Source organism: Microbispora sp. CSR-4 (assembly GCF_008033685.1).
In the GTDB taxonomy this organism is placed as follows: domain Bacteria; phylum Actinomycetota; class Actinomycetes; order Streptosporangiales; family Streptosporangiaceae; genus Microbispora.
The window spans coordinates 29,989-56,585 of the sequence record NZ_VJVX01000041.1 but is presented as its reverse complement, the minus strand read 5'-3'; the positions used below and the strand labels follow the sequence as shown (position 1 = coordinate 56,585).

Sequence of the window (26,597 nt, the reverse complement as noted above, 5' to 3'; positions counted from 1 at the left end):
ACGGCGGCTCGTCTGCCCACGACCGGCGTTTCCCCGGCCACGCCGCGAGGACCGTGCTGTAAGAGACCATGACCTTCCTGCTCGACGAAATCGCCCTCGCCACCGCCCGGCTCGCCGAGGCGGGAGTGCCGTCACCGCGCACGGACGCCGAGGAGATCGCGGCGTTCATCCACGGCGTCCCGCGGGGCATGCTGCACACGGTCAAGGACGCCGACTTCGACGCGCGGTTCTGGGAGGGCATCGCCCGGCGCGAGGCACGCGAGCCGCTGCAGCACATCACGGGCCGGGCCTACTTCCGCTACCTCTCCCTGGAGGTCGGCCCCGGCGTGTTCGTGCCCAGGCCGGAGACCGAGGTCGTGGCCGGCTGGGCGATCGACCGGCTGCGCGAGATGGACGTCGCCTCTCCGGTCGTGGTCGACCTCGGCACCGGTTCCGGGGCCATCGCGCTGTCGATCGCCCAGGAGGTCGCGCTGGCGCAGGTGCACGCCGTCGAGATCGACCCCGTGGCGTACGGCTGGGCCAAGCGCAACATCCTCGAACACGGCCAGGGCCGGACGACCCTGCATCCCGAGGACCTGGCCGACTGCCTGCCGGAGCTGGACGGCCAGGTCGACCTGGTCATCTCCAACCCGCCGTACATCCCGCCCGGTGCGATCCCGCGCGATCCCGAGGTGCGCGACTACGACCCCTCGCGGGCCCTCTACGGGTCGGGGGAGGACGGGCTCGACGAGGTGAGAGCCGTCGAGCGTACGGCGCGACGGCTGCTGCGGCCGGGCGGGTTCGCCGTGGTCGAGCACGCCGACCAGCAGGGCAACGCCGTCTATTGGCTGTTCGCCGAGGAGAACGGCTGGCGCGACGTGTGGTTGCGCCAGGACCTGACCGGCCGGGACAGGTTCGTCACCGCCCGGCTGAGCATGGACTGATTCCGGGCCGACCCCGGACTGACGCGAACGGCCCGGGCCGTGGCCACGCGGCGGCGGATTCGGACGGGACACGTGGAAGGATGGCTTCGTGAGCCGACGGTTTGACTGTGCCGACCAGACGGAGCGGATGACCGGATTGGCGGAGGCGATCTCGACGGTACGGCGGGGGGAGCTCGTGGTGCTGCCCACCGACACCGTTTATGGGATCGGCGCCGACGCTTTCACCCCTTCCGCCGTCAACGCCCTGCTGGAGGCCAAGGGCCGGGGCAGGGACATCCCCGTGCCCGTCCTCGTGGGCACCGTACGGGCCGCCAACGCCCTCGTGGAGAGCCTCGGGACGTACGGGCAGGACCTGGTGGACGCCTTCTGGCCCGGGCCGCTCACACTCATACTCAGGGCCAACCGGTCGCTGTCGTGGGACCTCGGCGACACCAGGGGAACGGTCGCCGTCCGCATGCCGCTGCACCCGGTCGCGCTGGATCTCCTCAAGGAGACCGGCCCCATGGCGGTCTCCAGCGCCAACCGGTCCGGCAACCCGCCGCCCACCACGGTGGACGAGGCCGAGGAGCAGCTCGGCGACGCGGTGGACGTCTATCTGGACGCCGGCCCCTGTGCGGACTCCGTTCCGTCCACGATCGTCGATCTCACCACGGCCGTGCCCCGGGTGCTGCGCAAGGGCGCGATCCCCGTGGACAAGATCCGCGCCCTCGTGGGATACCTCGCGACCGAGGAGTGACCGCGATCCGGGCGTACGTCTCGCATATCGAGATGTCGTCACGGCTCTGATCAGGGCGATCGATGCCGTCTGGCTATCGGGCTTCTTTACCGATGCCACCCCGGCTACCGTGAAGTGCGCCGATATCTCTGTGGAGGCGCGCCCATGGCCAAGCTCGACGGGATGGATCCGAAGCTCGTCCGTGAGTTGCTGTCGGAGGTTCAGCACGCAGCGAAGCAGATGGACGGCATCGAGGCCCGGATCACCCAGTTGACGCGTACGGCCGGCGTCTCGGTGCACGTGACCCACCGGCCGTCACAGGTCGCCGACGCGTGCACGACGATGGTCAAGGACGTCACCAAGCGCGTGACCCTGCTGGAGAAGAAGGAGAAACAGCAGAGCGCGGGCACGGTCCCGACGACCCGCGGGGCCTCCTTCACGGAGGAGCGGGACACCACCATGCCCGCCGACGATCCCGCGCCGTCCAGCACGCAGGGCGACAAGCCCGACCACAAGACGGATCACAAGCAGGACGGCAAGTCCGAGCACAAAGCCGACAGCAAGGCTGATCACAAGGCCGATGCGAAGCCGGACGCCAAGGGCGACGGCAAGGCGGACGCGAAGCCGGACGAGCACAAGTCCGACACCAAGTCCGACCACAAGACCGACAGCAGGTCCGACCACAAGGCGGACGCGAAGCCGGAGGCCAGGCCCGAGGGCAAGGCGGTCCACGACACGCAGAACGCCCACAAGACGTCGTCGCACGGTTCTGGCGACTCCGGCGCGGCGAAGGGGGAGACCTCCCACCGGGCGCACGGCACCGCCGACGGCGCGGCCCGCGCGAGCAGCGGCGGAGGAGGCCAGGGCGCGGCCGAAGCGAAGCTCGCGGACAAGCCCGCTTACGGCACCATCGAGGGTTCCCTCCCTCAGATGCCATCCTCGACGCACGGTCCGGCCCACCCCGCCGCCGACGCCGGTACGGCCACAGGCGCGGGCACGTCCACGGGCACGGCTACAGGTGCAGGCGCGGGTGCGAGCACGGGCACTGGTTCGGGCACGGGTTCGGGCACGGGGACGCCTCCGCCCACGAGTGCGAGTGGCGACAGCGGCGGTACGCCTGGATCCGGCACCGCGACCGGGTCCGGCGTATCTGCCGGCTCCGGTGTGGGCCAAGCGGGCGCCAACGGCGCCGTAGGCGGCACCGGCGACGCGGGTGCGAACGTCGGCTCCGGCCAGGTTCACCACCCCATCGGCCCGGGTCAGCCGACCGGCGACAACCAGGGTGTGGGCCAGGGCATCGGCCAGGGCACGGCACAGAGCGCAGGACAGGCCGCGGGACAAAGCGCGGTGCAGACGCCGCCGACCGGCGACAGCCAGACCGTGGGTCAGGGCATCGGCCAGGGCGCGGGCCAGGACATTGGCCAGGGCGCGAGCCTGGACCGGCCTGCCGCCCCGGGTCAGCCGGTCGGCGGCGATCAGGTCGTTGGTCAGGATCAGGGAGGCACGGGCCACGTCCAGCCCGTCGGCGACAATCAAAGTGCCGCTCAGAGCCAGTCCGACGGCGGTTGGCAGCAGCGGCCCGTCGACCAGGGACAGGGAAATACCCAGAACCCGGGCCAGAACCCGGGGCCGAGCGCGGGGCCGAGCGCGGGGCCGGGGACGCCGGTCGACCCGGGACAGGGACAGACCCAGAACCCGGGCCAGAACCCGGGATCGAGCGCGGCTCAGGCGACGCCGGTCGATTCGAAGGCGGCGGGGGAGCAGCCCCCCTCCACGGGCGGAAGCGACTCCGCGATCTACGACACCCCCGGCAAGGACCACCCCGACGACATCGACCCCGCCGGTCGGCAGGTGACCGTAGTCGACGGTGTCAAGGTCGTCAGCACCCCGTTGATCCAGCCCGGCGCCGAGCAGGCGCAGGGCGTCCAGCCGATCGACATACCCGGCGCGGACGCGCAGACGGCGAGCGCCACCGGTGCGCACCCGGACGGGCCGCCCGGATTGGTGCCCCCCGCCGAGCCGACCAATCCGGCGGCGAACAAGCCTCCGCAGCCCGGCCTCGCGCCTGGCGATCCCATGGGCGCATACGTCGGCACGCCTGCCGACAACCTCTCCGTTGATCCGTTCGCGACGGGCGCCTCTGACACCGTGCAGGGGACTTCCGCCGGCCACACTGTGGTGGCGGCGAGCGGCGGTGGTCATGCGTACACGGGCGACACGGTCGTAAGCGGCACTGCGACCGGGACCTCTCACCCGGGCGACGCGGTCGGCGCGAGCGGTGCGACTGGTGCGGGCGGAACGCCGCAGACGGCAGATACGACCGGCACGGCACAGTCGGCGGGGACCGCTAGTACGGCACAGACAGCAGGTACGCCCGCCACGGCGACCGGAACTCCGCATCAGGCACCCGCCGCGACCACAACGGGTACGGGCGATACGGCGATCGGAACTCCGCATCCTGCGCCCACGGCGACCACGCCTGATACGGCGACCGGAACCTCGCATCCTGTGACTGCGGCGGGTGCCACGAGTACGGCCGGCGCGACCCCTGCGCCTGTGCCGACCGTGACCGCCCAGCCAGCCGGTGTGGCCGACGCCCCCCCTGCCACTCCCGCGCCCGGGGCGCCCGCGCCCGCTCATCCGGTGGGCTCGGCGGCCGATGCGACGCCTGCGGCATCGGCGGGGACGAACGCGGCGAGCGGCGCGGCTCACGCGGCAGGATCGGCAGGTGCCACGGGCACGGCCGATGCGGCACCTTCGCAATCGCCTGCCGCGTCGGGCGGGACGGGGACGGTGACCGGCGACCTGCCGGCGGTGGGCACTTCTGGTGGCGGGCACGCCGCGGGTACGACCGGCACGGCGACCGGCAGCCTGCCCACCGTAGGGGCGGCCGGAGACGGCCACGCGGTCGGGACGGCGGGAACCGCGAGCGCGGCGGGTGCCGGTGGCGACGGCGCGACGGGTCACATCGGGGCGACCGGTGTGAGCGACAGGGCCGACGGCGCGCCCGACTCGAGCGGGCGACCGTGCGACAACGATGCCGGTACGCGCGCGACCGGGATGGCCGGAGGCGACGCGGCGACGCACAACCCGGGTGCATCCAGCGCGTCCCCGCATGGCGCGGCGACGCACAACCCCGGCACATCCGGCGCGGCGACGCACAACCCGGGGGCGTACGGCGCGGGTGCGCACGACGCGGCGACGCATGGCGCTCCCGGCCAGGGGGCGGCACATCACCACGGCGTGCACCATGCGGGAACGCATGGTCATGGCGCACACCACGCGGCAGGGCACGCCGCGGGGACGAACGGCGCGGGGACGAACGGCGCGGAGACCCACGGCACGACGAGGACTCCGGGCCCCGGCCAGGCCCCGGCACCCGATGCCCGATCGTTCGCCGCCGCGCAGCCCGGGGACGTGCTCGGCTATCCCGCCCGTCACTCAGGCGACGAGGCCGTGCCGCGCATGCTGGTGGACCACCACCGGGACGTCGAGCCCGTGGACATGCCGGACGTACGTGTCCCGGAAGGGGAGTGGGGCAAGGGCGACTGGGTGGCGAGGAAGGTCGAGCCAGACGGACCCGCCGGCAGCGTCGAAGCCGTCGAGGTCATCATCCAGAAGCCGGAGAAGTGAGGCGTGCGAGCGACGTACCCGCGTGGACGCGCGGGGATCCGACCCCCGCGACACCCGGAAGCGGCCGTACTCACGCGGATCGGCAGCGCCGCGCGGCGGCCGGACGACGGTGCGGGGTGGTGCGACCCGGCGAGCGGAGCCGGGCGGCGGGCCGCCGGGGTGTCCGGGGCAGGACAGGCGACGACCAACGCCGGCGTGCTGGCCGGCTTCGCACAGGAGGCGCGATCGTGAGTTATGTCGACCCGCCGGCGCCGACTCCGCTGCAGCCGGGGGAGCCCCCGCCGGCGCCGTCGAGCACCGACCTGCTGTCGCCCGGCGGGCAGCCGACGGGCTGGGTGTTCAACCCGGAATACCAGAAGCTCGTCGACCTGTGGCTGCAGGTGGTCCCGCTGATGGACCAGCTCACCAAGTCGCTGGACAAGCCGTACGAGAGGGCCCGGAGCAGGGACGTGTGGGACGCTCCGGTCGCCGAGCGGTACGTCCAGGACCTGGCGGAATGGCGCAACCGGCTCGGGATGTACCGCCAGGCGGTGCTCACGGCGATCAGCGATCAGGCCGCGGACACGCCGCGCTGGATCCCGGCCAAGGCCGGCGCGCCGCACGCCTTCACATCCTGAACGCACTCCCGAGCGGCCGCTGAACAGCCCTCTGACCCGCGATGTCTTCGCCTGGAGCGAAGACACGTGAGGCGGTTCCACGGAAGGTTCGGAGCCGTTCTACGGTCCTGACTTCGCCCGGTTCGCCGCGCAGGATCCGGACGTCGCCCGGGGTGCTGCTCGACGAGGTCGCCCGGCCGCGGGGCGGGTTCCAGCTCACCGCGGGCGAGAACCTGTCCTCGCCCGCTGTCCTCGCCGGGCTCGGCTCGGTGCTCAACGACAAGTACGCCGAGGGCTACCCGGGCCACCGGTACTACCGCGGCTGCGAGGAGGCCGGCCGCGCCGAGGAGATCGCCGTAGAGCGGGCCAAGCGGTTGTTCGGGTCGATCAATGCCAACGTGCAGCCCTACAGCGGCACCACGGCCATCCTGGCGGCGTACGCGGCCCTTCCGCAGCCGGGCGACACGGTCCCGGCGCTCGCCCTGGAGCACGGCGGCCGCATCACCCACGGGTCCAAGGCCGGTTTCTCCGGCAGACGGTTCGACGTCGTCTCCTACGGCGTGCGGCGGGACACCGAGACGATCGACTACGACGAGGTGCGGGACCTGGCGCTGCGCCACCGTCCCCCGGGTGATCGTCTGCGGCGCCACGGCGTATTCCCGGCTGATCGATTGCGTTCGGCGAGGCGCTGCGCCCCGAGTTCCGCGCCTACGCCACGAGTTCCGCGCCTATGCCGCGGCGGCGGCGGCGGACAACGCCAGGACCCTGGTGGAGGGGCCGGCGGCCGAGGGGCTGCGCCCGGTGTCGGGCGGCACCGACACCCACCTCGCGCTGGTCGACCTGCGCGGCGCCGAGTGAGCGGAGCGGAGGCGGAGCGGCGCTGCGCCGAGGCAGGCATCCTGCTCGATCACAACGCGATCCCGTACGATCCCGCGTCCGCGACCGCGGCCTCCGGGATCAGGGCCGGCACGCTCTGCACGACCATCCAGGGGATGGGCCGCGGCGGAACTGAGAGAGATCGCGTCTCTCATCGTCCGGGCCATCCGGCGCCCAGGTGCGATAACGTCGGTCCTCGAACGGGTAAAGGGGCTGACCGCGACGCATCCGGCATATCCCCGTCAGGGATAGGGCGATCTATGTCTTTTGCCCGTCACAACTGATCCGCCTATCCAGGAAACTAGGTCCGTGCGCGAATATCTCCTCTTGGCGCTCGTGGCGGCTGCGGTGACCTATCTGCTGGTGCCGCCGGTCAGGGTGTTCGCGCTGCGCATCGGCGCGGCCCCCGAGGTGCGGGAGCGGGACGTGCACACGGTGCCCACCCCGCGTCTGGGCGGGCTCGCGATGTTCGGCGGGATGGTGGCGGCCCTGCTGGTGGCGAGCAACCTGCCGTACGTCGGCGGCGCGTTCGACAGCGGTCAGACGGGAAAGACGGTGACCGCGCTCCTCGCGGCCGGCGGCCTGATCGTCCTCACCGGGTTCCTGGACGACTGGCTCGGCATGGACGCGCTGGTCAAGCTGGGCGGCCAGATCGCAGCGGGCGGGCTGCTCGTCTACTTCGGCGTATATCTGCAGTTCCTGCCGCTGCCGCAGTCGATGGGCGGCTCCCAGGCCCTCGACGACACCCTGCACACGATCCTCACCATCATGATCGTCGTTGTCGTGATCAACGCGGTGAACTTCGTCGACGGTCTGGACGGCCTGGCCGCGGGCATCGTCGCCATCGCGGCGATGGCGACCTTCGCCTACTCGATCGTGCTGCAGCAGACCGCGAGCGGTTCGCGGATCAACGGGACGGCCGCCATCGCGGCCATCCTCATCGGGATGTGCGTGGGCTTCCTGCCGCACAACTTCAATCCCGCCAAGATCTTCATGGGCGACACCGGCGCCATGTTGCTCGGCCTGCTGCTCGCCACCTCGCTGATCACCAGCCTGTCGTCGGTCGAGCCGGACGCGGTGGTCGGCAAGCTCAACCGGTTCCCGGTGATCCTGCCCCTGATCCTGCCGATCGCGGTCGTGGTGCTGCCGCTGGCCGACCTGATCATGGCGGTCGTCCGCCGTACATCGGCGGGTATGTCCCCGTTCGCCCCCGACCGCGGCCATTTGCACCACCGGATGCTCGACATCGGCCACTCCCACCGGCGCAGCGTCCTGATCATGTACGCCTGGACGTTCCTGTTCGCCTTCGCGATCGTGGGCCTGTCGATCGGCCGTGTGCCGTTCATCGTGTTCCCCTTGACGATCGTGCTAGCCGTGGCGGTGCTGGTGATCATGGGCCTGCCGCGGTGGCGATCGCGCCGTACGGTGACGCATGACGACAAGGGAGACGGGAGCGGCCAGGGCGGCCAGAAGGCCGGGGCGCATGCGACGGGGAACCGTCCGCCCGCCACCGGTCCTGCCATTCGCGGGATCTCCGAACACGACACGCTCGTCTATCCCGTCGTCCCCCCGCCCGCCCCTCCGGTCACGCCCGGTGACTCCGCCGCGCCGGGTCAGGCCGCGCCGGGTCAGGCGGGTCCGGGCAGGCTTCCGGCGCAGGGTCGCAACCCCTACCCGGGACAGAGCGCCCCGGGTGGCCCGGGTGGTCCGGGCGTTCCCCCTACCACCTCCCGCGCCGACACCGGCACCTTCCGCTGAGCCCGTTCCCCAGGCCCGTCCCCCGAGCCCGTCCCCCGAGCCCGTCCCCCGAGCCCGTCCCCCGAGCCCGTCCCCCGAGCCCGTCCCGCGAGCCCGTCCGCCGGGCCATCCCATGAGCCGTCCCCGCAGGTCGACGGCGACCCGAAACGGCAGGTAAAGGTGGCACTCCGGGGCTTGTGATAGCTTTCACTAGCAAGGGGCGAGGCCAACGACGTCCCGGCAGGTAGCAATCGCTCGTTTGACAACCGATTCTGGAGTCCCATTGCAGGCCAACGACGTGCGCGTTCTCAAGGGCGCCGCCGTGCCGACCTTGGTCGTCGGTCTCCTCGCCGCGCTCATCGCGGTGTTCACGACCGGGGCCAAGGGTGCGTTGGGCGCCGGCATCGGTCTCGTCCTTGTCGCGGCCTTCTTCACCATCGGTCTGGTCGTCGTCTCCTGGGCGGGCCGGGTCTCGCCGATGGCGATGATGGCGGCCGCCGTGCTGGGCTATGTCGTCAAGGTTCTGGCGATCATGGCGATGCTCAAAGCCTTCGAGGGCACCACCGCGTTCGACTCCCGCGTGTTCGCGCTGAGCGTCATCGGTTGCACGCTCGCCTGGACCATCGGTGAGATGCGCGGATTCATGAAACTGAAGATGCTCTACGTGGAGCCTGAGGCGAAGGTTCCCGGGCAGGGGCGCGGATGACCATGCGTACGGGGCAGCCCGATATGACTAGTCCGCATGGCTCCTGCTATCGTCGTGCCGCGATGAGCGAACAGGAGCGCAGGCCCGAGACCGACGGCCGCGACTTCGCCGACGCCGCCTGGTCGGTCCCGAGCTATCTGCTGTCCGGGATCCTGGTATGGGGCGGCCTCGGCTGGTTGCTGAGCTGGTGGACCGGCGTGCACGCGTTCATCCCCATAGGCGTCATTCTCGGGGTCGGGCTGGCTGCCTACCTCGTCTATCTGAAGTACGGCCGCTGACAGCCGGCCCGCTTCCCACGCTCTTCTGTTGATCCAATCGTTGAAGGGAACGCCCGTGCGCGAGCGTAGCGAACGGACGAACAAGCACATGCTTCGGGCATTCGGCCTCGAGCAGGTAGGCGAGGTGGCCAGGTGACCCCCCTCATGGTCGTCGCCGACGACTTCAAGGCGCCGGGACCGTCGATTTTCGACTTCCCTCCGCTCTATGACGGTGCGCCGTACTGGCTGACCAAGCCGGTGCTGATGGCGCTCTTCGGCGCCGTCGTGGTGTGCGCCCTCGCTTGGAGTGCCTTCGCCAACCCCAAGCTTGTTCCCCGGGGAATGCAGAACCTCGGCGAGATGGGTTACCAGTTCGTCCGCGATCAGGTGGCCCGGCCGTTCCTGGGCAAGGACGCCGAGCGGTGGATGCCGCTGCTCCTGAGCCTGTTCTTCCTGATCCTGCTGTGGAACTTCTTCGGCGTCATCCCGCTGATCCAGATCCCCGTGGCGTCGCACATCGCGTTCCCCATCGTTTTCGCGATCACCATCTACGTGATCAAGATCTACCTGGGCATCAAGCACCAGGGCCTCGGCGGCTACTTCAAGAACATGATGTTCCCGCCCGGGCTGCCCAAGCCGATCTACGTGCTGCTCGCGCCGATCGAGTTCCTGTCGAACCTGATCATCGCGCCGTTCACGCACGCCGTCCGACTCTTCGCGAACATGTTCGCCGGCCACCTCATCCTGGCCTTCTTCAGCATGGTCGGCTTCTGGTTCCTCTTCGAGAAGCCGACTCCCCTCGGTGCGGGCCTCGGTGTCGTCGGTGTGATCATGACGATCGCGATGACCGGCTTCGAGATGTTCATCGAGTTCCTGCAGGCGTTCCTGTTCACGATGCTGGCCGCCATGTACATCGGCAACTCGCTCCACGCCGAGCACTGACGGATCTCCCCAGACCCGACCTTTCGACGTAGACCAGACCGGTGAGAGCACACTCACCGGCCGACCAGTAAAGGAAGAACAGCAATGAGCGTTCTCGCTGAAGTCGCCGGCAACCTTGGCGCCGTCGGTTACGGCCTCGCCGCCATCGGCCCCGGCATCGGCGTGGGCATCATCTTCGGTCAGGGCGTGCAGGCCATCGCCCGTCAGCCCGAGGCGTACGGCCTCATCCGCCAGAACATGCTGCTCGGCTTCGTTCTCACCGAGGCGCTGGCCCTGATCGGCCTCGTCGCGCCGTTCATCTACTGACGTACCCACTCTGAAGGAAGGCTGCACCTATGACTCTGGCAGCTACGTTCCTCGCGGCGGAGGGCGAGAGCCCCCTCATTCCGCACGCTTACGAGCTGGTCGTCGGCAGCTTCGCCTTCCTCGTCGTCTTCCTCGTCGTCGGAAAGATCCTCACCCCGCGCATCCAGAAGACGCTGGCCGAGCGGACCGAGGCTATCGAGGGCGGCATCAAGAAGGCCGAGGACGCCCAGGCCGAAGCCCAGCGCACTCTGGAGCAGTACCGGGCGCAGCTCGCGGAGGCCCGCCAGGAGGCGGCCCGTCTCCGCGAGGAGGCCCGTGAGCAGGGCGCCGCGATCAAGGCCGAGCTCCGCGAGGAGGCCCAGGCCGAGGCGCGGCGCATCATCGAGGCGGCCCACGCCCAGATCGAGGCCGACCGTCAGCAGGCGTTCACGCAGCTGCGCGGTGAGATCGGGCGCCTGTCCACCGAGCTGGCGAGCCGCATCGTCGGCGAGTCGCTCGAGGACGAGGCCCGCCAGCGCCGCATCGTGGACCGGTTCCTCGAAGAGCTCGAGGGCCGTCCGGAGGCGGTCCGCTGATGCGCGGCCTCAGCAGGACCGCCCTGACGGAGGTCGAGGAGCGGTTCAACACCGCCGCCGCGACCGCCGACCTCGGTGCCCTCGCCGAGGAGCTGTTCGCCGTCGCCGACCTCTTCGACCGCGAGCACGGGCTGCGGCGGGGTCTTTCCGACCCTTCGCGCCCGGCCGAGCAGAAGGAGAGCGTCCTGCGCTCCCTGCTGCAGGGCAAGGTCGGCGACGCCGCACTGGAGATCGCGGTCGCCGCGGTCAGGGCGAAGTGGTCCAAGGCCGGCGACCTGCCGGACGCCCTTGAGCGTATCGGCGTGATGTCCGCGGCCGCCGAGGCCGAGTCGGACCGCCGCCTCGACGACGTCGAGGACGAGCTGTTCCGCTTCGGCCGCATCCTCGCCGCCAACCCGGAGCTGCGCCGCGCGCTCAGCGACCCGGCCGTACCGGCCGAGCGCAAGCGCGACCTGCTCGCCACGTTGCTCGGCGGGAAGGCCGCCCCCTCCACCGTCCGGCTCGTCACGCAGGCCGTTGTGCACCCGCGGGGACGTAGCCTGGAAACTGCGTTGGAGGAGTTCGGCTGGATCGTCGCGCGGGCGCGCGAGCGCCTGGTGGGTGTGGTCCGCAGCGCGGTGCCGCTCTCACAGCAGCAGAAGCAGCGGCTCGCGGCCTGGCTGCGAACCACCTACGGGCGAGACGTCCACCTGAACGTCGAGGTGGACCCGGAGGTGCTCGGTGGGTTCTCCGTCAGAGTCGGAGACGACTACATCGACACCACGATCGCCGGACGTATCGAAGAAGTCCGCCGCCGGTTGGCCGGCTGAGGCGAATAGGGAGACAAGAAAGAGATGGCGGAGCTTACGATCCGGCCGGACGAGATCCGGGACGCCCTTGAGCGCTTCGTCCAGGCGTACGAGCCGGAAGGTGCCGCGCGCGAGGAGATCGGGACCGTCGTCGACGCCGGGGACGGCATCGCCCATGTCTCCGGCCTTCCCTCGGCGATGGCGAACGAGCTGCTGGAGTTCGAGAACGGCACCCGTGGTCTGGCGCTGAACCTCGACGTCCGCGAGATCGGCGCGGTCGTCCTGGGCGACTTCAGCGGCATCGAGGAGGGCCAGCAGGTCCGCCGCACCGGCGAGGTCCTGTCGGTGCCGGTCGGCGACGACTTCCTCGGCCGCGTGGTCGACCCCCTGGGCAACCCGCTCGACGGCAAGGGCCCGATCGCCGCCGAGGGCCGCCGCGCCCTCGAGCTGCAGGCCCCCTCGGTGGTCCAGCGTCAGCCGGTGAAGGAGCCGCTGCAGACCGGCCTCAAGGCGATCGACGCCATGACGCCGATCGGCCGCGGCCAGCGTCAGCTGATCATCGGCGACCGCGGCACCGGCAAGACCGCGATCGCGGTCGACACCATCCTCAACCAGAAGGAGAACTGGCTCTCCGGCGACCCGAACCGCCAGGTTCGCTGCATCTACGTCGCCGTCGGCCAGAAGGGCTCCACGATCGCCCAGGTCCGTGGCCGCCTCGAGGAGGCGGGCGCGCTGGAGTACACGACCATCGTCGCCGCTCCGGCCTCCGACCCCGCGGGCTACAAGTACATCGCCCCGTACACCGGTTCTGCCATCGGCCAGCACTGGATGTACCAGGGCAAGCACGTGCTGATCGTCTTCGACGACCTGACCAAGCAGGCCGACGCCTACCGCGCCGTGTCGCTGCTGCTGCGTCGTCCGCCGGGCCGTGAGGCGTTCCCCGGCGACGTCTTCTACCTCCACTCGCGTCTGCTGGAGCGCTGCGCCAAGCTCTCCAACGAGATGGGCGGCGGCTCGATGACCGGTCTGCCGATCATCGAGACCAAGGGCAACGACGTGTCGGCGTTCATCCCGACCAACGTCATCTCCATCACCGACGGCCAGTGCTTCCTGGAGACCGACCTGTTCAACGCCGGTGTCCGCCCGGCGATCAACGTCGGTGTCTCGGTCTCCCGAGTCGGTGGTTCCGCCCAGGTCAAGGCCATGCGCAAGGTGGCCGGCACGCTCCGTCTGTCGCTGTCCCAGTACCGCGACCTGGAGGCCTTCGCGGCCTTCGCCTCCGACCTGGACGCGGCCTCCCGCGCCCAGCTGGAGCGCGGCGCCCGCCTGGTCGAGCTGCTCAAGCAGCCGCAGTACAGCCCGTTCCCGGTCGAGAAGCAGGTCGTCTCGGTGTGGGCCGGCACCACCGGCGAGCTGGACGACGTGCCGGTCGAGGACATCCGCCGCTTCGAGGCCGAGTTCCTCGACTACCTCGGCACCGCCCAGAAGGGTGTCTTCGACAGCATCCGCGAGACCAAGGAGCTGACGGACGACACGGTGACCGCCCTGAAGGACGCCATCACGGAGTTCAAGAAGGGCTTCACCACCTCCAGCGGTCAGCTGCTCGTCAACGACGAGCCGGTGGAGGCGCTGGACGCCAGCGAGGTCGGCCAGGAGAAGGTCGTCAAGCACGTCCGCAAGGTCGAGGCGAAGTAACCCATGGGTGCCCAGCTTCGACAGCTGCGGCGGCGGATCAAGTCGGTCAAGTCCACCGCGAAGATCACCCGCGCGCAGGAGCTGATCGCCTCGTCGCGCATCGTCAAGGCGCAGCAGCGGATGCAGGCGGCCGTGCCGTACGAGCGGGAGATCACCCACGCGGTGTCGGCCGTCCTGTCGAACACGACGAACGTCGACCACCCGCTCACGGTGGCCAAGGAGCAGCCGGCCACGGCCGGCGTCCTGATCGTCACCAGCGACCGCGGCTTCGCCGGCGGCTACAACGCCAACATCCTCCGTGAGGCCGAGGCGCTGAAGGGCCACCTCACCGGACGCGGCCTGGCCGTGAAGCCGTACGTCGTGGGCCGCAAGGGCATCACCTGGCACCGCTTCCGCAGCCGGGAGATGTTCGGCGAGTGGGACGGCTTCTCCGACAACCCGTCGTACGCCAACGCCAAGGAGATCGCCGACGCGCTCATCACGGCGTTCAAGGCGGAGGACGGGATCGACGAGATCCACGTCGTCTACACCGGGTTCGTCTCGATGCTGACGCAGAACGTGATCGTCAAGCGGATCCTGCCGCTCGAGGTCGAGGAGGCGGAGACGGCCCCGGAGGGCATCCCGCCTTACTACGAATTCGAGCCGACGGCGGGTGACGTGCTCGACTCGCTGCTGCCGCGCTACATCGAGTCGCGCATCTACAACGCGCTGCTCCAGTCGGCGGCCTCCGAGCACGCCGCCCGGCGCCGCGCGATGAAGTCGGCCACCGACAACGCCAACGAGCTCATCCGCGTGTTCACCCAGCAGATGAACCAGGCGCGTCAGGCCGAGATCACCCAGGAAATCAGCGAGATCGTCGGTGGCGCGAACGCGCTGGCTGACGCCGCAGCGGGGAAAGAGTGAAATGACCGCACAGACTGTTGAGACCACCGTGGGCCGTGTCGCCCGCGTCACCGGTCCGGTCGTCGACGTGGAGTTCCCCGTCGAGGCCATGCCGGACATCTACAACGCGCTCACCGTCGACGTCACGCTCGGCGAGGAGACCAAGACCCTGACGCTCGAGGTCGCCCAGCACCTCGGCGACAACATCGTCCGGGCCATCTCCATGCAGCCCACCGACGGCGTGGTCCGCGGTGCGGCCGTCACCGACACCGGCGCGCCGATCTCGGTGCCGGTCGGCGACTCCGTCAAGGGCCACGTGTGGAACGCCCTCGGCGAGCCGCTCGACGCGCCGAAGGCCTCCATCCAGGTCAACGAGCGCTGGCCGATCCACCGTCCGGCACCGGCCTTCGACCAGCTCGAGGCCCGTACGGAGATGCTGCCCACCGGCATCAAGGTCATCGACCTGCTCACGCCGTACGTTAAGGGCGGCAAGATCGGTCTGTTCGGCGGCGCGGGCGTCGGCAAGACCGTTCTGATCCAGGAGATGATCCGCCGCGTCGCGCTGAAGTTCTCGGGCACCTCGGTGTTCGCGGGCGTCGGCGAGCGCACCCGTGAGGGCAACGACCTGTGGCTGGAGATGGAGGAGGCGGACGTCCTCAAGGACACCGCGCTCGTCTTCGGCCAGATGGACGAGCCCCCGGGCACCCGTCTGCGGGTGGCGCTGTCCGCTCTGACCATGGCGGAGTACTTCCGCGACGTGCAGAAGCAGGACGTGCTGCTGTTCATCGACAACATCTTCCGCTTCACCCAGGCGGGTTCCGAGGTGTCCACGCTGCTCGGCCGTATGCCGTCCGCCGTGGGTTACCAGCCGACCCTCGCCGACGAGATGGGTGTGCTCCAGGAGCGCATCACCTCGACCCGTGGTCACTCGATCACCTCCATGCAGGCGATCTACGTGCCCGCGGACGACATCACCGACCCGGCGCCGCACAACGCGTTCGCGCACCTCGACGCGCAGACCGTTCTGTCCCGGCCGATCTCGGAGAAGGGCATCTACCCCGCGGTGGACCCGCTCGACTCCTCCTCGCGGATCCTCGACCCGCAGATCATCGGTGAGGAGCACTACGCGGTCGCCCAGGAGACCAAGCGGATCCTGCAGAAGTACAAGGAACTGCAGGACATCATCGCCATCCTGGGCATCGACGAGCTCTCCGAAGAGGACAAGGTCACCGTCCAGCGGGCGCGCCGCATCGAGCGGTTCCTGTCCCACCCGATGTACGCCGCCGAGGCGTTCACCGGTCAGCCGGGTGAGTTCGTGCCGCTGGACGAGACCATCGCCTCGTTCAAGGGCCTGTGCGCCGGCGAGTACGACCACCTGCCCGAGCAGGCCTTCTTCATGGTCGGTGGCATCGAGCAGGCCATCGCCAAGGCGAAGGAACTCGAGCGCTAGGACGCCTTCGACGCCTGTGCGGCACGGCTCCGGCCGCGCCGCACGGGCGTCCGTCGAAAGGGAGCTGAGAAGTGGCAAAGCTTCGCGTGGGCGTCGTGTCGCCGGAACGTGAGATCTGGACGGGCGAGGCCGACATGGTCATTGCCAAGACCGTGGACGGCGAGATCGGTATTATGCCGAACCACGCTCCCGTTCTCGGTGTCCTCGTCGAGGGCGGAGTGCTGCGCGTCAAGCGCGGCGACGAAGGCGACCTCGTGGCCGCGGTGCACGGCGGATTCATCTCCGTCGCCGACAACGACGTGTCGATCCTGGCCGAGGCGGCCGAGCTCGGCTCCGAGGTCGACGTGGCACGGGCCAAGGACGCGCTGCAGCGTGCTCAGGCCTCGATCGAGGCCGACCAGGAGGACGCGGACGCACGACTTCAGGCCAAGCGTGCGGCGGCCCGGCTTCGGGCGGCCGGCGAAGAGGTCTGACACCAGGAGGAGGGCGGCATTGGCGGCGCTTGAGATACTCGCGGGCGTCTTCGCCGTGGCCGCGCTCCTCGTCCTCCGGGGCTTCGTCCTGGCCCGGGCCCGGGGCACGATCGTCTGCCGAGTACGGCACGGCCAGGGGAGCTGGAAGAGCGGGGTCGCCCGCTACGTAGGGGGAGAGCTCCACTGGATTCCGTTCCTGGGATTCGGCCTGAGGCCGCGCCACGCTATCGCGAGGCGCGGCCTCACCGTTTCCAGCCGGAGGATGCTCGACACGGGTGAGGGGCCCGCCGGCTACTGGACCGTCGTCTGCTCGGCAGAACGCGGCCCGCTGTCCCTGGCGATGAGCGAGGACGCCCTCACCGGCTTCCTCGCCTGGCTGGAGTCGGCCCCGCCCAGCGCCCATCTCGACGCCGCCTGACATTCGCCGTGGGCGCGCCCATCGGTTGCGCTCAGCGGGTGGCGCCTGGCCTCCAGAGGATCTCGTCGCCGGCGGACGCCACGCGGCAGAGGATGAACATCAGGTCCGACAGGCGGTTCAGATACTTGGCCGTCAGGGGGTTCATGTCGTCGTGCTCCTCCAGCGCCGCCCACGCCGACCGCTCGGCTCGCCGTACGACCGTGCGGGCGAGGTGGAGGGAGGCCGCGGCGGGCGCGCCGCCGGGCAGGATGAAGCTGCGCAGCGGCTTCAGCTCCGCGTTGAACCGGTCGCACTGCTCCTCCAGCCAGGCGATGTACGGCTCCTCGACCCGCAGCGGCGGAATGTAGTCCCGATCTTCTGGATCGGGCTCCTGCGCGACCGGCGTGCACAGGTCGGCGCCGACGTCGAACAACTCGTTCTGCACCCGGCTCAGGACGGCCGTGACGTCCTCGGACAGGCCGCCCGTGGCGAGCGCGACGCCGATGGCGGCGTTGGCCTCCTCCACGTCCGCGTAGGCGGCCAGGCGGGGATCGGTCTTGCGGGTGCGGCTCATGTCGCCCAGTGCGGTCGTGCCGTCGTCGCCCGTCTTCGTGTAGATCTTGGACAGGACGACCGGTGTGTCGTTGTCGGCTCGGGTCATGCGGCTCAGCGTAGTCGCCGCGCTCCGCTTCCCCCGGGGGCGGCCGCCCTGTCTCACCCGGCGGAGGCCGCCAGGGGACCGTCGGAGGAGAAGGTGCGGCGGAAGATGTACACGGCGGTGTCGATCAGCTGCTCCGTGGGCGGTGAGGGCTCGCTCATCACCCACTCGATGAGTAACTCGGTGATCGCGCCGATGAGGCCGAGCGCCAGCAGGTGGAGATCGAGGGCGGGCACGCGCGTGCCCCGCGCCGAGGACTCTATGACCTTGGTGAACGACGCCACCGCCTGCTGACGGGCGCCGCTGAGCACGTTGCCCGCCCGCCTGACCTCCAGGTGCATGAGACGGGCGCGCCGCACGTCCTTGGTGACGAAGCGGATGTATTCGGCGATGCCGGCGACGATTCGGTCGTCGAGCGTCGGCGGGGCCGTGTCGATGGCCTCGCTGACCGAGGCGAGGGTCTCCTCGATGCACCGCTCGTAAACCGCGCGCATCAGATCCTCACGGCTGGAGAAGCATTCGTAGAAGGCGCGATTGGAGATGCGCGCGGTCGCACACAGCCTCTCGATGGTGGTCGCGTGGAAGCCGGGTTGGGCGAACAGGGTGTAGGCGGCCGATATGAGCCTTTCCCTCCTGTCTGCAAGCCTTTCGGCAGCCGACATCCCCCGATAGTCCCGTCCCGCCACTTTTCACCTCACACTGTCATGGTCCCCCCAGAAGTCCCCATTATGAACGCAAGATCCTTTTTGTGGAAGTGCTGGGAAATGGGCACTCTCGTGCTATGCCAAAGACGCTCAATAGCTTGACATAGCCGTCAAGAGGTCAGCACGCTTACCAATTGGGATAGATCGATCTCGCTGCAATTGCATCGGCAATTACAGAAGCGCGTGCGAACGGCATCCCCGGTGCGTGATCGGCCTCACCCGTCGCGCCGCCCCTTCCATCGGAACGTCGTCACGCAGAGCACGAGGCCACCGACGAGCCATGCGCCCAGGACCAGGGCCACCCTGACCGGCTCGTACGACCCGGTCAGTTCGAGGGCGGCCCCCGCGTCGCCGAGGAAGACGGATCGGAACCCCTGGCACATCCACTTCAGCGGGAAGATCGAGGCGGCGTTCACCAACCAGTCGGGCAGCTCCGTGATCGGGATGAAGACCCCGGAGACGAACTGCAGCACGACGAACGGCAGGCTGATCACCGCGGTCGCGCTCCTGCCCGATCGGGGCAGGCCGCTGACGGCGATGCCGAGCACCGAGGCGGCCGACACGCCGAGCACGAACACCCAGGCGAACGTGAGCCAGGCCGACACCTCTGAGGGCAGCTCCAGGTCGTAGAACAGCACCGCGATGGCGAGCAGGATTGCGACCTGGAGCACCGTCATCACCAGCACGCTGGCGATCTTGCCGATGAAGTAGGCCGCACGCGGCATCGGGAGGCCGACGAGCCGCTTCAGCGTGCCGTCGTCCCGGTCGCCCGCGATGCCGATGCCGAGGTTCTGGAACCCCGTGCCCATCACGCCCGAGCCGATGAGCCCGGCGGTGTAGAGCTGGGCGACGGTGACGCCGGTCCCCTCGGCGCTGCCGGAGAAGATCGCGGCGAACAGCACCAGGAACACGATCGGCAGGGCGAAGGTGAAGACGACGGCGTCCCTCTCCCGGAAGAGCACCTTCGTTTCGACGGCCGCGCGGGCCAGCGCGATCCTCAGCGGGGACGGCAGGGCCACATCGGGGGCGGGGGTGGTGGTCATGGCGTGCTCTCCACAGGCGGGACGTCGGCCGGAGTGGTGGGTATGCCGCCCTCTCCGTACGGGCGGGCGGCGCCCGGGGTGGTGATCATGTGACGGAGTGGGGTGGTCATGGCGTGCTCTCCACGGGTTCGGCGGGGGGCTCCGGGGCGCTGCCGGCAGATGGCTCCTCCGCCTCGATGAGGCGGAGATACACGTCCTCAAGCGTGGGCCGTGTGACGGTGAGCCCGGGGATCTCCCCGTCGTACCTGCGCGACAGCTCCAGGACGACCTCCGTGGGGGTGTCGGTCTCGATCTCGCCGTCCGACCAGGCCACCCTGGCCCTGGCGGTGGCCCGGCCGCCCAGCGTGGCGGGGTCGCCCTGGGCGACCACGCGTCCCCGCGCCACGACCGCCACGCGGTCGGCCAGGGTCTCGGCCTCCTCCAGATAGTGGGTGGTCAGCACGATCGTCGTGCCGTCGTGCGCCAGCCCCTCGATGAGCTCCCAGAACCGCCGCCGCGCCTCGGGATCGAAACCCGTCGTCGGCTCGTCGAGGAACAGCAGCTCGGGGCGGCCGATGACGCCGAGGGCGACGTCCACCCGGCGGCGCTGGCCGCCGGAGAGCTGGCGGATGCGTTTGCCCGCGCTGTCGGCGAGCCCGACCTGTTCCATGAGCTCGTCCGGGTCGCGGGGGTTCGCGTAGTAGGTGGCGAAGTGCCGGAGGGTCTCCCGTACGGTCAGCTCCGCCCGGTCGTCGGAGCTCTGCAGCACGATGCCGATCCGGGACCGCCACTCGCGGGTCGGCCGGGCCGGGTCCCTGCCCAGGACGGTGACCTCTCCCGCGTCTCGCCGGCGATACCCCTCCAGGATCTCGACCGTGGTCGACTTGCCCGCGCCGTTCGGGCCGAGGACGGCGAACACCTCGCCGTGCTCGACATCGAGGTCGAGGCCCGCGACGGCCTGCACGTCGCCGTACCGTTTCGTCAGGCCGCGTACACATATCGCGTGTTCCATGCCCAGAGGATGCATCGCGGAAGGATCACGGAACACCCCCCACAGGACGATGATCGGCATCCTCCGTACGGCGGATACGCCGCGCCTACTGGAGCTGCCCTGTGAGCGCCTGGATGCCGTCCAGAAGCCGCCGCAGGCCGAACCGGTAGGACTCGGCGTTCGCCTCCGCGGCCGGCGCGTCGAAGCCGCCCTCGCGCCAGACGCGGGTGATCGCGGGATGCCGGGTCGTGTCGAAGTAGTCGTCCCAGAACGAGCCGCGCGCCGCCCACCAGGCGTCCGCGGACTCCCCGGTCGTCCGCTCCACGTGGTCATACTCGGCGCTGACGGCAGCGGCGGCGTCGACGAAGGTGACGATCGCCCCCGCGGCCGCGGTCATCTGCCGGGGTGACAGCCCGATGTCCGACAGCGCGGACAGCAGATACTCCTGCTGCGCCATCAGGCCCGGACCCAACGGCGGCCGCACCGTGGAGACCTGCCGCAGCCAGGGATGACGCCGGTACGCCTCCCGGGTGCGCTCGGCGTACAGCTCGATCTGCTCCCGCCAGCCTTCCGGCCGCGGGTCGCCCGGGCCGGGCAGATCCCGCTCGGAGAGCACCGCGTCGACCATGAGGTCGATCAGCTCGGCCTTGCCCGGAACGTAGGTGTAGAGCGACATGGTGCCCACGCCGAGCTCCTCCCCGACCCGGCTCATCGACATCGACGTCAACCCTTCGCGGTCGGCCACCGACAGTGCGGCACCGACGATCTGGTCGACGGTCAGCCGGGGCCGGCGCCCCTTCGCCGGCTTGTCGCCGCCGCGTCCGGCGGCCGCGTGGTCCCGCCAGAGCAGCGCCAGCGTCCGCTCCGGATCGCCGCCGCCGCTGCGCTCCACTCCCATGAGCGTGAATCCTACATTTTCGTATGCGGTACGGTTATTCTATCCGTACGCCATACGAGAATGGGGTGGAGCATGACTGTCCTGGTCACGGGTGCGACGGGCAACGTCGGGCGGATCGTCGTCGAAGGGCTCATCCGGGCCGGTGAGCGGGTGCGCGCGCTCACCCGGCGGCCCGGCGAGGCGACGCTGCCGCCGGAGGCGGAGGTGGTGTTCGGTGATCTCGCGGATCCGGCGACGCTGGCCGGGCCGCTGTCCGGCGTCGAGCGCGTCTACCTGTTCCCGCACCCCGCGACCGCCCACGCGGTGGTGGAGCAGGCGAAGCACGCGGGGGTGCGGCGTGTCGTCGTCCTGTCCTCGGGCGCCGTGACCTTCGGCCTCGACACGGACTTCCACCTGCCGGTGGAGCGCGCCGTGGAGGAGTCGGGGCTGGAGTGGACGCACGTGCGGGCAGGCGAGTTCATGACGAACAGGCTCGAACTGTGGGGGGAGTCGATCCGCACCGAGCGGGTGGTCCGCGACCCCTTCCCGGGGCAGGCCGGAATCCCCGTGCACGAACGGGACGTCGCCGACGTGGCGGTGCTGGCGTTGACCGAGGACGGCCACGCCGGCGCCGCGTACACCCTCGCCGGTCCCCAGTGGGTGACCCGGCGGGAACAGGTGACCGCCATCGCCGCCGCGATCGGCCGGGAGATCCGTTTCGAACAGGTCGGCCGGGAGGAGGCGCGCGAGCTCTACCTCCGGATGGGCGGCTTCGCCGCGGCGAACGCCGACTTCCTGCTCGGGTTCACCGATTACGGGGGACGCGAGGTCGAGCCGGACGCCGACGCCGACGCCGACGCCGACGCGGACACGGGCGCGGACACGGGCGCGGGCGCGGACGCGGGCGCGCGGCCCGCGCCGGAACGCCGGCCGTTGCCGACCGCCGAGCAGGTCACCGGCCGGCCCGCACGCACGTTCGCCGAGTGGGCCCGTGACCACGCGGCGGACTTCACGGGCTGACCAGGCTCAGACAGGGGTTGAACAGGGTCGACACAGGCCGGGCTCAGAACAGTGTCGGGTTCTCCGGCTCGATGCCGCGCAGGGCGTCGTAGTCGAGCGTCACGCACTCGATGCCGCGGTCGGCGGCGAGCACGCGGGCCTGCGGCTTGATCTCCTGGGCCGCGAAGATCCCCTTGACCGGGGCCAGGCGGGGGTCGCGGTTGAGCAGTTCGAGGTAGCGGGTGAGCTGCTCCACGCCGTCGATGTCGCCGCGCCGCTTGATCTCCACGGCGACCGCCCCGCCGAGGTGGTCGCGGCACAGGATGTCCACCGGGCCGATGGCGGTCATGTACTCCCTGCGCACCAGTGTCCAGCCGTCGCCGAGCGTGGTGATGTGCTCGGCGAGCAGCTCCTGCAGGTGCGCCTCGACGCCGTCCTTGCGCAGGCCCGGGTCGATGCCCAGCTCGTGGCTGGAGTCGTGCAGGATCTCCTCGATCGTCAGCACGAGCTTCTCGCCGGTCTTGCCGTGCACGACCGACCAGGTGAGCACGCCGTCGATCTCCTCCTCGCGCACCTTGCAGGGAGGGTTCATCCAGTTCAGAGGCTTGTACGCCCGGTCGTCAGCGTGGATCGACACGCTTCCGTCCGCCTTCATGAGGATGAGCCGAGGGGCCATGGGGAGATGGGCGGTGAGCCGTCCCACGTAATCCACGCTGCACCGCGCGATGACCAGCCGCATGTGCGCCAACCCTACCGGGATCGCGGAGGTCCCGAGGCGTTCTGGGAGACTGTCGGGCATGGCCCGGGCGGGGGAGGAGGCCGGAGGGTGGGCTGGCGCGGTGCGCGGGGTTCGAGGCGTCCGCTTGTACGCCGCCCGACCGGGTGCTGGAAGAATGGGCCGTCTTCTCCCGTTCTGCCTGACATGAGCCCCCCGGAAGGATGCCCGCCGTGAGTCCCCGACGTGCCCGCCGCCGCGGCCCGTTCGAACGCCCGGACGGCAGTGCCGTACGGCCGGTGGGCCCTCAGGTGGCCGGGGTGGACCGTGTGGAGAGCGCGCACGACGGCGATTGGGTCGTCCGCAACGTCTCCGGCGCCGCCCAGGGCAAGGCGTACCGGTGCCCGGGGTGCGAGCAGGAGATCAGGCCCGGACTGCCGCACGTGGTGAGCTGGCCGGCCTGGGCCGGGGGAGAGGACGAGCGGCGGCACTGGCACACCACGTGCTGGCGCAACCGGGCCAACCGAGGTCCGGGCCGCAGCCGTTATTGACACGAGCTATCGGAGTGGGAATGGACATCAGGGCGTCCACGGTGCTGCCTGCCCGGCGCGAGGACATCGAGCTGCAGACGGCCGACGGGCTCACTCTCGTCGGCGAGGTGGCCGTGCCGGAGAGCCGGCCGCCGGTGGCGACGCTGGTCTGCCTGCATCCCCTGCCCACCCACGGCGGGATGATGGACAGCCACGTGCTGCGCAAGGCGTCCTACCGGCTGCCCGCACTCGCCGACATCGCGGTGCTGCGCTTCAACACCCGTGGCACGACCTCCGACCGGGGGACCTCGCAGGGGGCCTTCGACGGCGGCGAGGGGGAGCGGTGGGACGTGGCCGCCGCTCTGGAGTACGCCGACTTCCACGACCTGCCGAACCCCTGGCTGCTCGGCTGGTCGTTCGGCACGGAGCTGGCGCTGAAGTGGGGTCGCGACCCGATCGTGCAGGGCGCGATCCTGCTGTCGCCGCCGCTGAAGCGGGCCGGTGAGAAGGACCTCGTCGCCTGGGGCGAGTTCGGCCGCCCTCTGGTGGCCCTGGTGCCGGAGCACGACGACTACCTGCAGCCCGAGGAGGCCGTACGCCGGTTCGCGGCGGTGCCGCAGGCGGAGGTCGTCGGCGTGGACGGGGCCAAGCACCTGTGGGTCGGCGAGCCGTACGTGCGGATCGTGCTGAACGAGATCGTCAAGCGGGTGAACCCGCCCGCCGCGCCACTGCCCACCACGGTCTGAACGTGACGGACGGGCCGCCGGGGTCGCGAATCGGTGACGAACGGCGGTGCCGGGCGCGTGGCGCGTTACCGTGACCTGATGCAGCTCTACTCGCGTTCCGCCGGGAGCGGCCTGCCAGTCGTCCTGCTCCACGCGTTCCCCCTGTCCTCCGCGATGTGGCTCGCCCAGCGCGAGGGCCTCGCGCCGGTCTGCCGGGTGATCACCCCGGACCTGCGCGGCTTCGGTGGCACGATGCTCGGTGACGACGAGCCCTCGATCGACCTCATGGCCGACGACGTTGCGCACCTGCTCGACCAGGAGGGCATCGACCGCGCCGTGATCGGCGGCCTGTCCATGGGCGGCTACGTGGCGATGGCCCTGTGCCGCCGCCACCCCGACCGCGTACGCGGCCTGATCCTCGCCGACACCAAGGCCCAGGCCGACCCCGAGCCGGCCAGGGCGAACCGGGAGCGGATCGCCACGGCGGTCCTGGAGAGCGGCACGGGCATCCTCGTGACCGAGTCGCTGCCCGCGATGCTCGGGGCGACCACAAAGGAGTGCCGGGGGATGGTCGCCGGGCGCGTGCGCGGGCTCGTCCAGGCGGCGCCGCCCGCGGCGGTCGCGTGGGCCCAGCGGGCGATGGCCGCGCGGCCCGACGCGTTCGGCACGTTGCGGTCCCTGACCGTGCCGGCGCTGGTCGTCGTGGGCGACGAGGACGAGCTGTCGCCGCTGCCGGACGCCCAGGCCATGGCGGAGGCCATCCCGCAGGCGCAGCTCGTCGTCATCGGGAAGGCGGGCCACCTGTCCGCCATCGAGCAGCCCGAGGCGTTCAACCGCGCCGTCGCGGAGTTCGTCAAGTCACTGGACTGAGTCGGGGCCGGGGGCAGGAACTGCGCCGGCGGTCGTCGGGTGATCCGGGGGCCGAAGGGGTTTCGGCTCGGCCTGAGGCCGGGGGCCTTTGGCTCGGCGTGGGGTTCGGGGGTCCTTGGCCGAGCCGGGGGCCGGGATCTTCTGCTCAGACGCGGGTCGGGGGGCGGGCATTAGAACGGGGCCCGGTATTGCCGGGCCCCGTTCGTTCAGCCGTCAGACTCCCCGATGTGCGCCTGTGCGCCGGTGGCTACTCCTGCCACCACTCCGCGTCGTCGTCGCTCTTGGTGGAGCTGATCGGCTCGACGGACGGCGTGGCGGGCACGGACGGCTTCTCCACGACCGGCGGAGCCGACAGGGCCGGCTTCGGCGGGGCCGCGGTGACGGGCGCCGGCTCCGGGTCCATGCCCGGCAGCGGGGCGCCGCCCAGCAGCTGGCGGAGCTGGGCGAGGTGGCTGGTGATGCTGTCGCGCTGGCGAGTGAGCTCGTCCACCTGGCGCTGCATCGCCGTACGGGTGCGCTCGGCCTCGTTCTTGGCCTCGGTCACGATCGTGTCGGCGCTGGCCTTGGCGTCGGCCACGAGCTGGTCGGCGTTCTTGCGGGCGTTGGCCAGCAGCTGCTTGGCGTGGGTGTCGGCCTCGCGGCGGGTCTGCTCGGCCTGCTGCGTGGCCTTGGCGGCCCGCTGCTCGGCCGTGGCGGCGCGCTGCTCGGCCTCGGCGACCAGCTTCTGGGTGTTGGCCTGGGCGGTGGCGTGGCGCTCGGCCTCCTGGCGCTCGGCCTCCTCGCGGCGGGCGGCGAGCTGGATCTCGAACTCCGCCTCGTCCTGGGCCCGCTTGGCCTCCGACTCCTCCAGGATCCGCTGCGCCTGGGCCCGCATCTCGTCCGCCTGACGCTTGGCGGTGGTGAGCACCTCGTCGCGCTCGCGCTTGGTCGAGGCCCGCAGCTGGGCCACCTCGCGCTCGGTCGTGGTGCGCAGCTTGGCGATCTCGCGCTCGGCGTCCGCCCGCTTCTCCGCGACCTCGTGGTCGGCGGTGGCGCGGATCTTGGCGACCTCGCGCTCGGTGGTGGCGGTCAGCTCGTCGGACTCGCGCCGGGCCGTCGACCGGATCTCCTCCGCGTCGCGCTCGGCGGTGCTGCGCATCTCCTCGGCCTCGCGCGCCGCCAGCGCCCGCTTCTCCGCCGCCTCGTTCTCCGCTGCCGCCCGCAGGTCGGCGGCGTCCACCTTGGCGGCGGCGCGGATCTCGTTCGCCTCCGACCTGGCCGCCTGGACGAGCTCGGTGGCCTGCTCCTCCGCGAGCCTGAGCAACTGCTCGATGCGGGCGCCGAGACCCGAGTACGTCGGCCGCTCCTGCTCCTGGAGCTGGCGCTGCGAGTCGGAAAGCTCCCGCTGAAGGGCGCCGATCTGTTCCTTGGCCTGACGCAGTTCGGTGTCGAGGGTCTTCAGGTGGTCGTGGACCTGGTGCCGGTCATAACCCCGGAGCACCACGTCGAATTCGCGAGATGGGGCGTCCTCGAAGAAGTTGTTCAGCTGGGCGTCGATGTCGGACTGCATGAGGCT

General features: G+C 70.6%; 28 protein-coding genes. 21 read left to right on the top strand and 7 right to left on the bottom strand.

Going from position 1 to position 26,597, the window contains the following annotated elements:
- Positions 1-68: 68 nt before the first annotated feature.
- The 17 genes from prmC (at position 69) to FLV34_RS26565 (ending at position 16,972) form a co-directional block, all read left to right on the top strand.
- Entirely contained in the window at positions 69-923 is an 855-nt protein-coding gene (gene prmC / locus FLV34_RS26645) for a peptide chain release factor N(5)-glutamine methyltransferase (RefSeq protein ID WP_142647155.1), read from the top strand.
- 88 nt (positions 924-1,011) lie between these two features.
- The gene (locus FLV34_RS26640) at positions 1,012-1,659 is read left to right on the top strand and encodes an L-threonylcarbamoyladenylate synthase (protein ID WP_147944376.1); all 648 of its coding nucleotides are present in this window, start codon (positions 1,012-1,014) and stop codon (positions 1,657-1,659) included.
- A 144-nt stretch (positions 1,660-1,803) separates the two neighbouring features.
- Positions 1,804-5,271, top strand: coding sequence for a hypothetical protein (locus tag FLV34_RS26635; protein ID WP_187280741.1), 3,468 nt, complete (start codon positions 1,804-1,806; stop codon positions 5,269-5,271).
- A gap of 227 nt (positions 5,272-5,498) precedes the next feature.
- The gene (locus tag FLV34_RS26630) at positions 5,499-5,888 is read left to right on the top strand and encodes a hypothetical protein (protein WP_147944374.1); all 390 of its coding nucleotides are present in this window, start codon (positions 5,499-5,501) and stop codon (positions 5,886-5,888) included.
- Positions 5,889-6,040: 152 nt separating this feature from the next.
- Positions 6,041-7,027, top strand: coding sequence for a hypothetical protein (locus FLV34_RS43285; RefSeq protein ID WP_315985215.1), 987 nt, complete (start codon positions 6,041-6,043; stop codon positions 7,025-7,027).
- Positions 7,028-7,052: 25 nt separating this feature from the next.
- A complete protein-coding gene (locus FLV34_RS26620; RefSeq protein ID WP_261985914.1) occupies positions 7,053-8,501 on the top strand; it encodes an MraY family glycosyltransferase in 1,449 nt (482 codons plus the stop codon).
- 262 nt (positions 8,502-8,763) lie between these two features.
- Positions 8,764-9,186 carry a hypothetical protein gene (locus tag FLV34_RS26615; protein ID WP_142647151.1) on the top strand — a complete coding sequence of 141 codons (423 nt, stop codon included), beginning with the start codon at positions 8,764-8,766 and terminating at the stop codon, positions 9,184-9,186.
- 62 nt (positions 9,187-9,248) lie between these two features.
- Positions 9,249-9,464, top strand: a complete 216-nt coding sequence (locus FLV34_RS26610; protein ID WP_079320510.1) for a hypothetical protein — start codon at positions 9,249-9,251, stop codon at positions 9,462-9,464.
- A gap of 132 nt (positions 9,465-9,596) precedes the next feature.
- Positions 9,597-10,385, top strand: a complete 789-nt coding sequence (atpB, locus tag FLV34_RS26605) for a F0F1 ATP synthase subunit A (protein WP_260617204.1) — start codon at positions 9,597-9,599, stop codon at positions 10,383-10,385.
- Between the two features lie 84 nt (positions 10,386-10,469).
- Positions 10,470-10,691: an ATP synthase F0 subunit C gene (gene atpE, locus FLV34_RS26600; RefSeq protein WP_030510489.1), complete on the top strand. Its 222-nt coding sequence runs from the start codon at positions 10,470-10,472 to the stop codon at positions 10,689-10,691.
- 29 nt (positions 10,692-10,720) lie between these two features.
- Positions 10,721-11,266 (top strand): F0F1 ATP synthase subunit B, encoded by a 546-nt coding sequence (locus FLV34_RS26595; RefSeq protein ID WP_142618976.1) that lies wholly within the window; start codon positions 10,721-10,723, stop codon positions 11,264-11,266.
- A complete protein-coding gene (locus FLV34_RS26590) occupies positions 11,266-12,075 on the top strand; it encodes a F0F1 ATP synthase subunit delta (protein WP_142647150.1) in 810 nt (269 codons plus the stop codon). Before FLV34_RS26595 ends, FLV34_RS26590 begins: the two co-directional genes overlap by 1 nt.
- A gap of 24 nt (positions 12,076-12,099) precedes the next feature.
- The gene (gene atpA, locus FLV34_RS26585; protein WP_142647149.1) at positions 12,100-13,749 is read left to right on the top strand and encodes a F0F1 ATP synthase subunit alpha; all 1,650 of its coding nucleotides are present in this window, start codon (positions 12,100-12,102) and stop codon (positions 13,747-13,749) included.
- A gap of 3 nt (positions 13,750-13,752) precedes the next feature.
- The gene (locus tag FLV34_RS26580; protein ID WP_142647148.1) at positions 13,753-14,652 is read left to right on the top strand and encodes a F0F1 ATP synthase subunit gamma; all 900 of its coding nucleotides are present in this window, start codon (positions 13,753-13,755) and stop codon (positions 14,650-14,652) included.
- Position 14,653: 1 nt separating this feature from the next.
- On the top strand, positions 14,654-16,081 hold the full coding sequence (gene atpD, locus FLV34_RS26575) for a F0F1 ATP synthase subunit beta (protein ID WP_142647147.1): 1,428 nt from the start codon (positions 14,654-14,656) through the stop codon (positions 16,079-16,081).
- A 71-nt stretch (positions 16,082-16,152) separates the two neighbouring features.
- On the top strand, positions 16,153-16,554 hold the full coding sequence (locus FLV34_RS26570) for a F0F1 ATP synthase subunit epsilon (protein WP_079320504.1): 402 nt from the start codon (positions 16,153-16,155) through the stop codon (positions 16,552-16,554).
- A 19-nt stretch (positions 16,555-16,573) separates the two neighbouring features.
- Positions 16,574-16,972 (top strand): DUF2550 domain-containing protein, encoded by a 399-nt coding sequence (locus FLV34_RS26565; RefSeq protein WP_142647146.1) that lies wholly within the window; start codon positions 16,574-16,576, stop codon positions 16,970-16,972.
- A gap of 31 nt (positions 16,973-17,003) precedes the next feature.
- On the opposite strand, the gene FLV34_RS26560 is transcribed toward FLV34_RS26565, so the two are convergent.
- The 5 genes from FLV34_RS26560 to FLV34_RS26540 form a co-directional block, all read right to left on the bottom strand.
- On the bottom strand, positions 17,004-17,612 hold the full coding sequence (locus FLV34_RS26560) for a cob(I)yrinic acid a,c-diamide adenosyltransferase (RefSeq protein WP_142647145.1): 609 nt from the start codon (positions 17,610-17,612) through the stop codon (positions 17,004-17,006).
- A 53-nt stretch (positions 17,613-17,665) separates the two neighbouring features.
- Entirely contained in the window at positions 17,666-18,271 is a 606-nt protein-coding gene (locus FLV34_RS26555; protein ID WP_142647144.1) for a TetR/AcrR family transcriptional regulator, read from the bottom strand.
- A 257-nt stretch (positions 18,272-18,528) separates the two neighbouring features.
- Positions 18,529-19,356, bottom strand: coding sequence for an ABC transporter permease (locus tag FLV34_RS26550; RefSeq protein WP_142647143.1), 828 nt, complete (start codon positions 19,354-19,356; stop codon positions 18,529-18,531).
- 106 nt (positions 19,357-19,462) lie between these two features.
- On the bottom strand, positions 19,463-20,347 hold the full coding sequence (locus FLV34_RS26545) for an ABC transporter ATP-binding protein (protein ID WP_147944373.1): 885 nt from the start codon (positions 20,345-20,347) through the stop codon (positions 19,463-19,465).
- Positions 20,348-20,432: 85 nt separating this feature from the next.
- Positions 20,433-21,224, bottom strand: coding sequence for a TetR/AcrR family transcriptional regulator (locus tag FLV34_RS26540; RefSeq protein ID WP_147944372.1), 792 nt, complete (start codon positions 21,222-21,224; stop codon positions 20,433-20,435).
- 72 nt (positions 21,225-21,296) lie between these two features.
- Here FLV34_RS26540 and FLV34_RS26535 point away from each other — a divergent pair, with 72 nt between their 5' ends.
- On the top strand, positions 21,297-22,223 hold the full coding sequence (locus FLV34_RS26535) for an SDR family oxidoreductase (RefSeq protein WP_147944371.1): 927 nt from the start codon (positions 21,297-21,299) through the stop codon (positions 22,221-22,223).
- 43 nt (positions 22,224-22,266) lie between these two features.
- Here the strand turns inward: FLV34_RS26535 and nucS are convergent, their stop codons facing one another.
- Positions 22,267-22,941 (bottom strand): endonuclease NucS, encoded by a 675-nt coding sequence (nucS, locus tag FLV34_RS26530; RefSeq protein WP_142647139.1) that lies wholly within the window; start codon positions 22,939-22,941, stop codon positions 22,267-22,269.
- Positions 22,942-23,150: 209 nt separating this feature from the next.
- Here nucS and FLV34_RS26525 point away from each other — a divergent pair, with 209 nt between their 5' ends.
- The 3 genes from FLV34_RS26525 to FLV34_RS26515 all read left to right on the top strand — a co-directional run bounded on the left by FLV34_RS26525 (position 23,151) and on the right by FLV34_RS26515 (position 25,042).
- Positions 23,151-23,468, top strand: coding sequence for an ATP/GTP-binding protein (locus tag FLV34_RS26525; protein ID WP_185948956.1), 318 nt, complete (start codon positions 23,151-23,153; stop codon positions 23,466-23,468).
- 20 nt (positions 23,469-23,488) lie between these two features.
- Positions 23,489-24,193 carry an alpha/beta hydrolase gene (locus FLV34_RS26520; RefSeq protein ID WP_147944370.1) on the top strand — a complete coding sequence of 235 codons (705 nt, stop codon included), beginning with the start codon at positions 23,489-23,491 and terminating at the stop codon, positions 24,191-24,193.
- Between the two features lie 78 nt (positions 24,194-24,271).
- Positions 24,272-25,042: an alpha/beta fold hydrolase gene (locus tag FLV34_RS26515; protein WP_147944369.1), complete on the top strand. Its 771-nt coding sequence runs from the start codon at positions 24,272-24,274 to the stop codon at positions 25,040-25,042.
- Between the two features lie 247 nt (positions 25,043-25,289).
- On the opposite strand, the gene FLV34_RS26510 is transcribed toward FLV34_RS26515, so the two are convergent.
- Positions 25,290-26,591 carry a DivIVA domain-containing protein gene (locus tag FLV34_RS26510; RefSeq protein ID WP_142647136.1) on the bottom strand — a complete coding sequence of 434 codons (1,302 nt, stop codon included), beginning with the start codon at positions 26,589-26,591 and terminating at the stop codon, positions 25,290-25,292.
- Between the last annotated feature and the right edge of the window lie 6 nt (positions 26,592-26,597).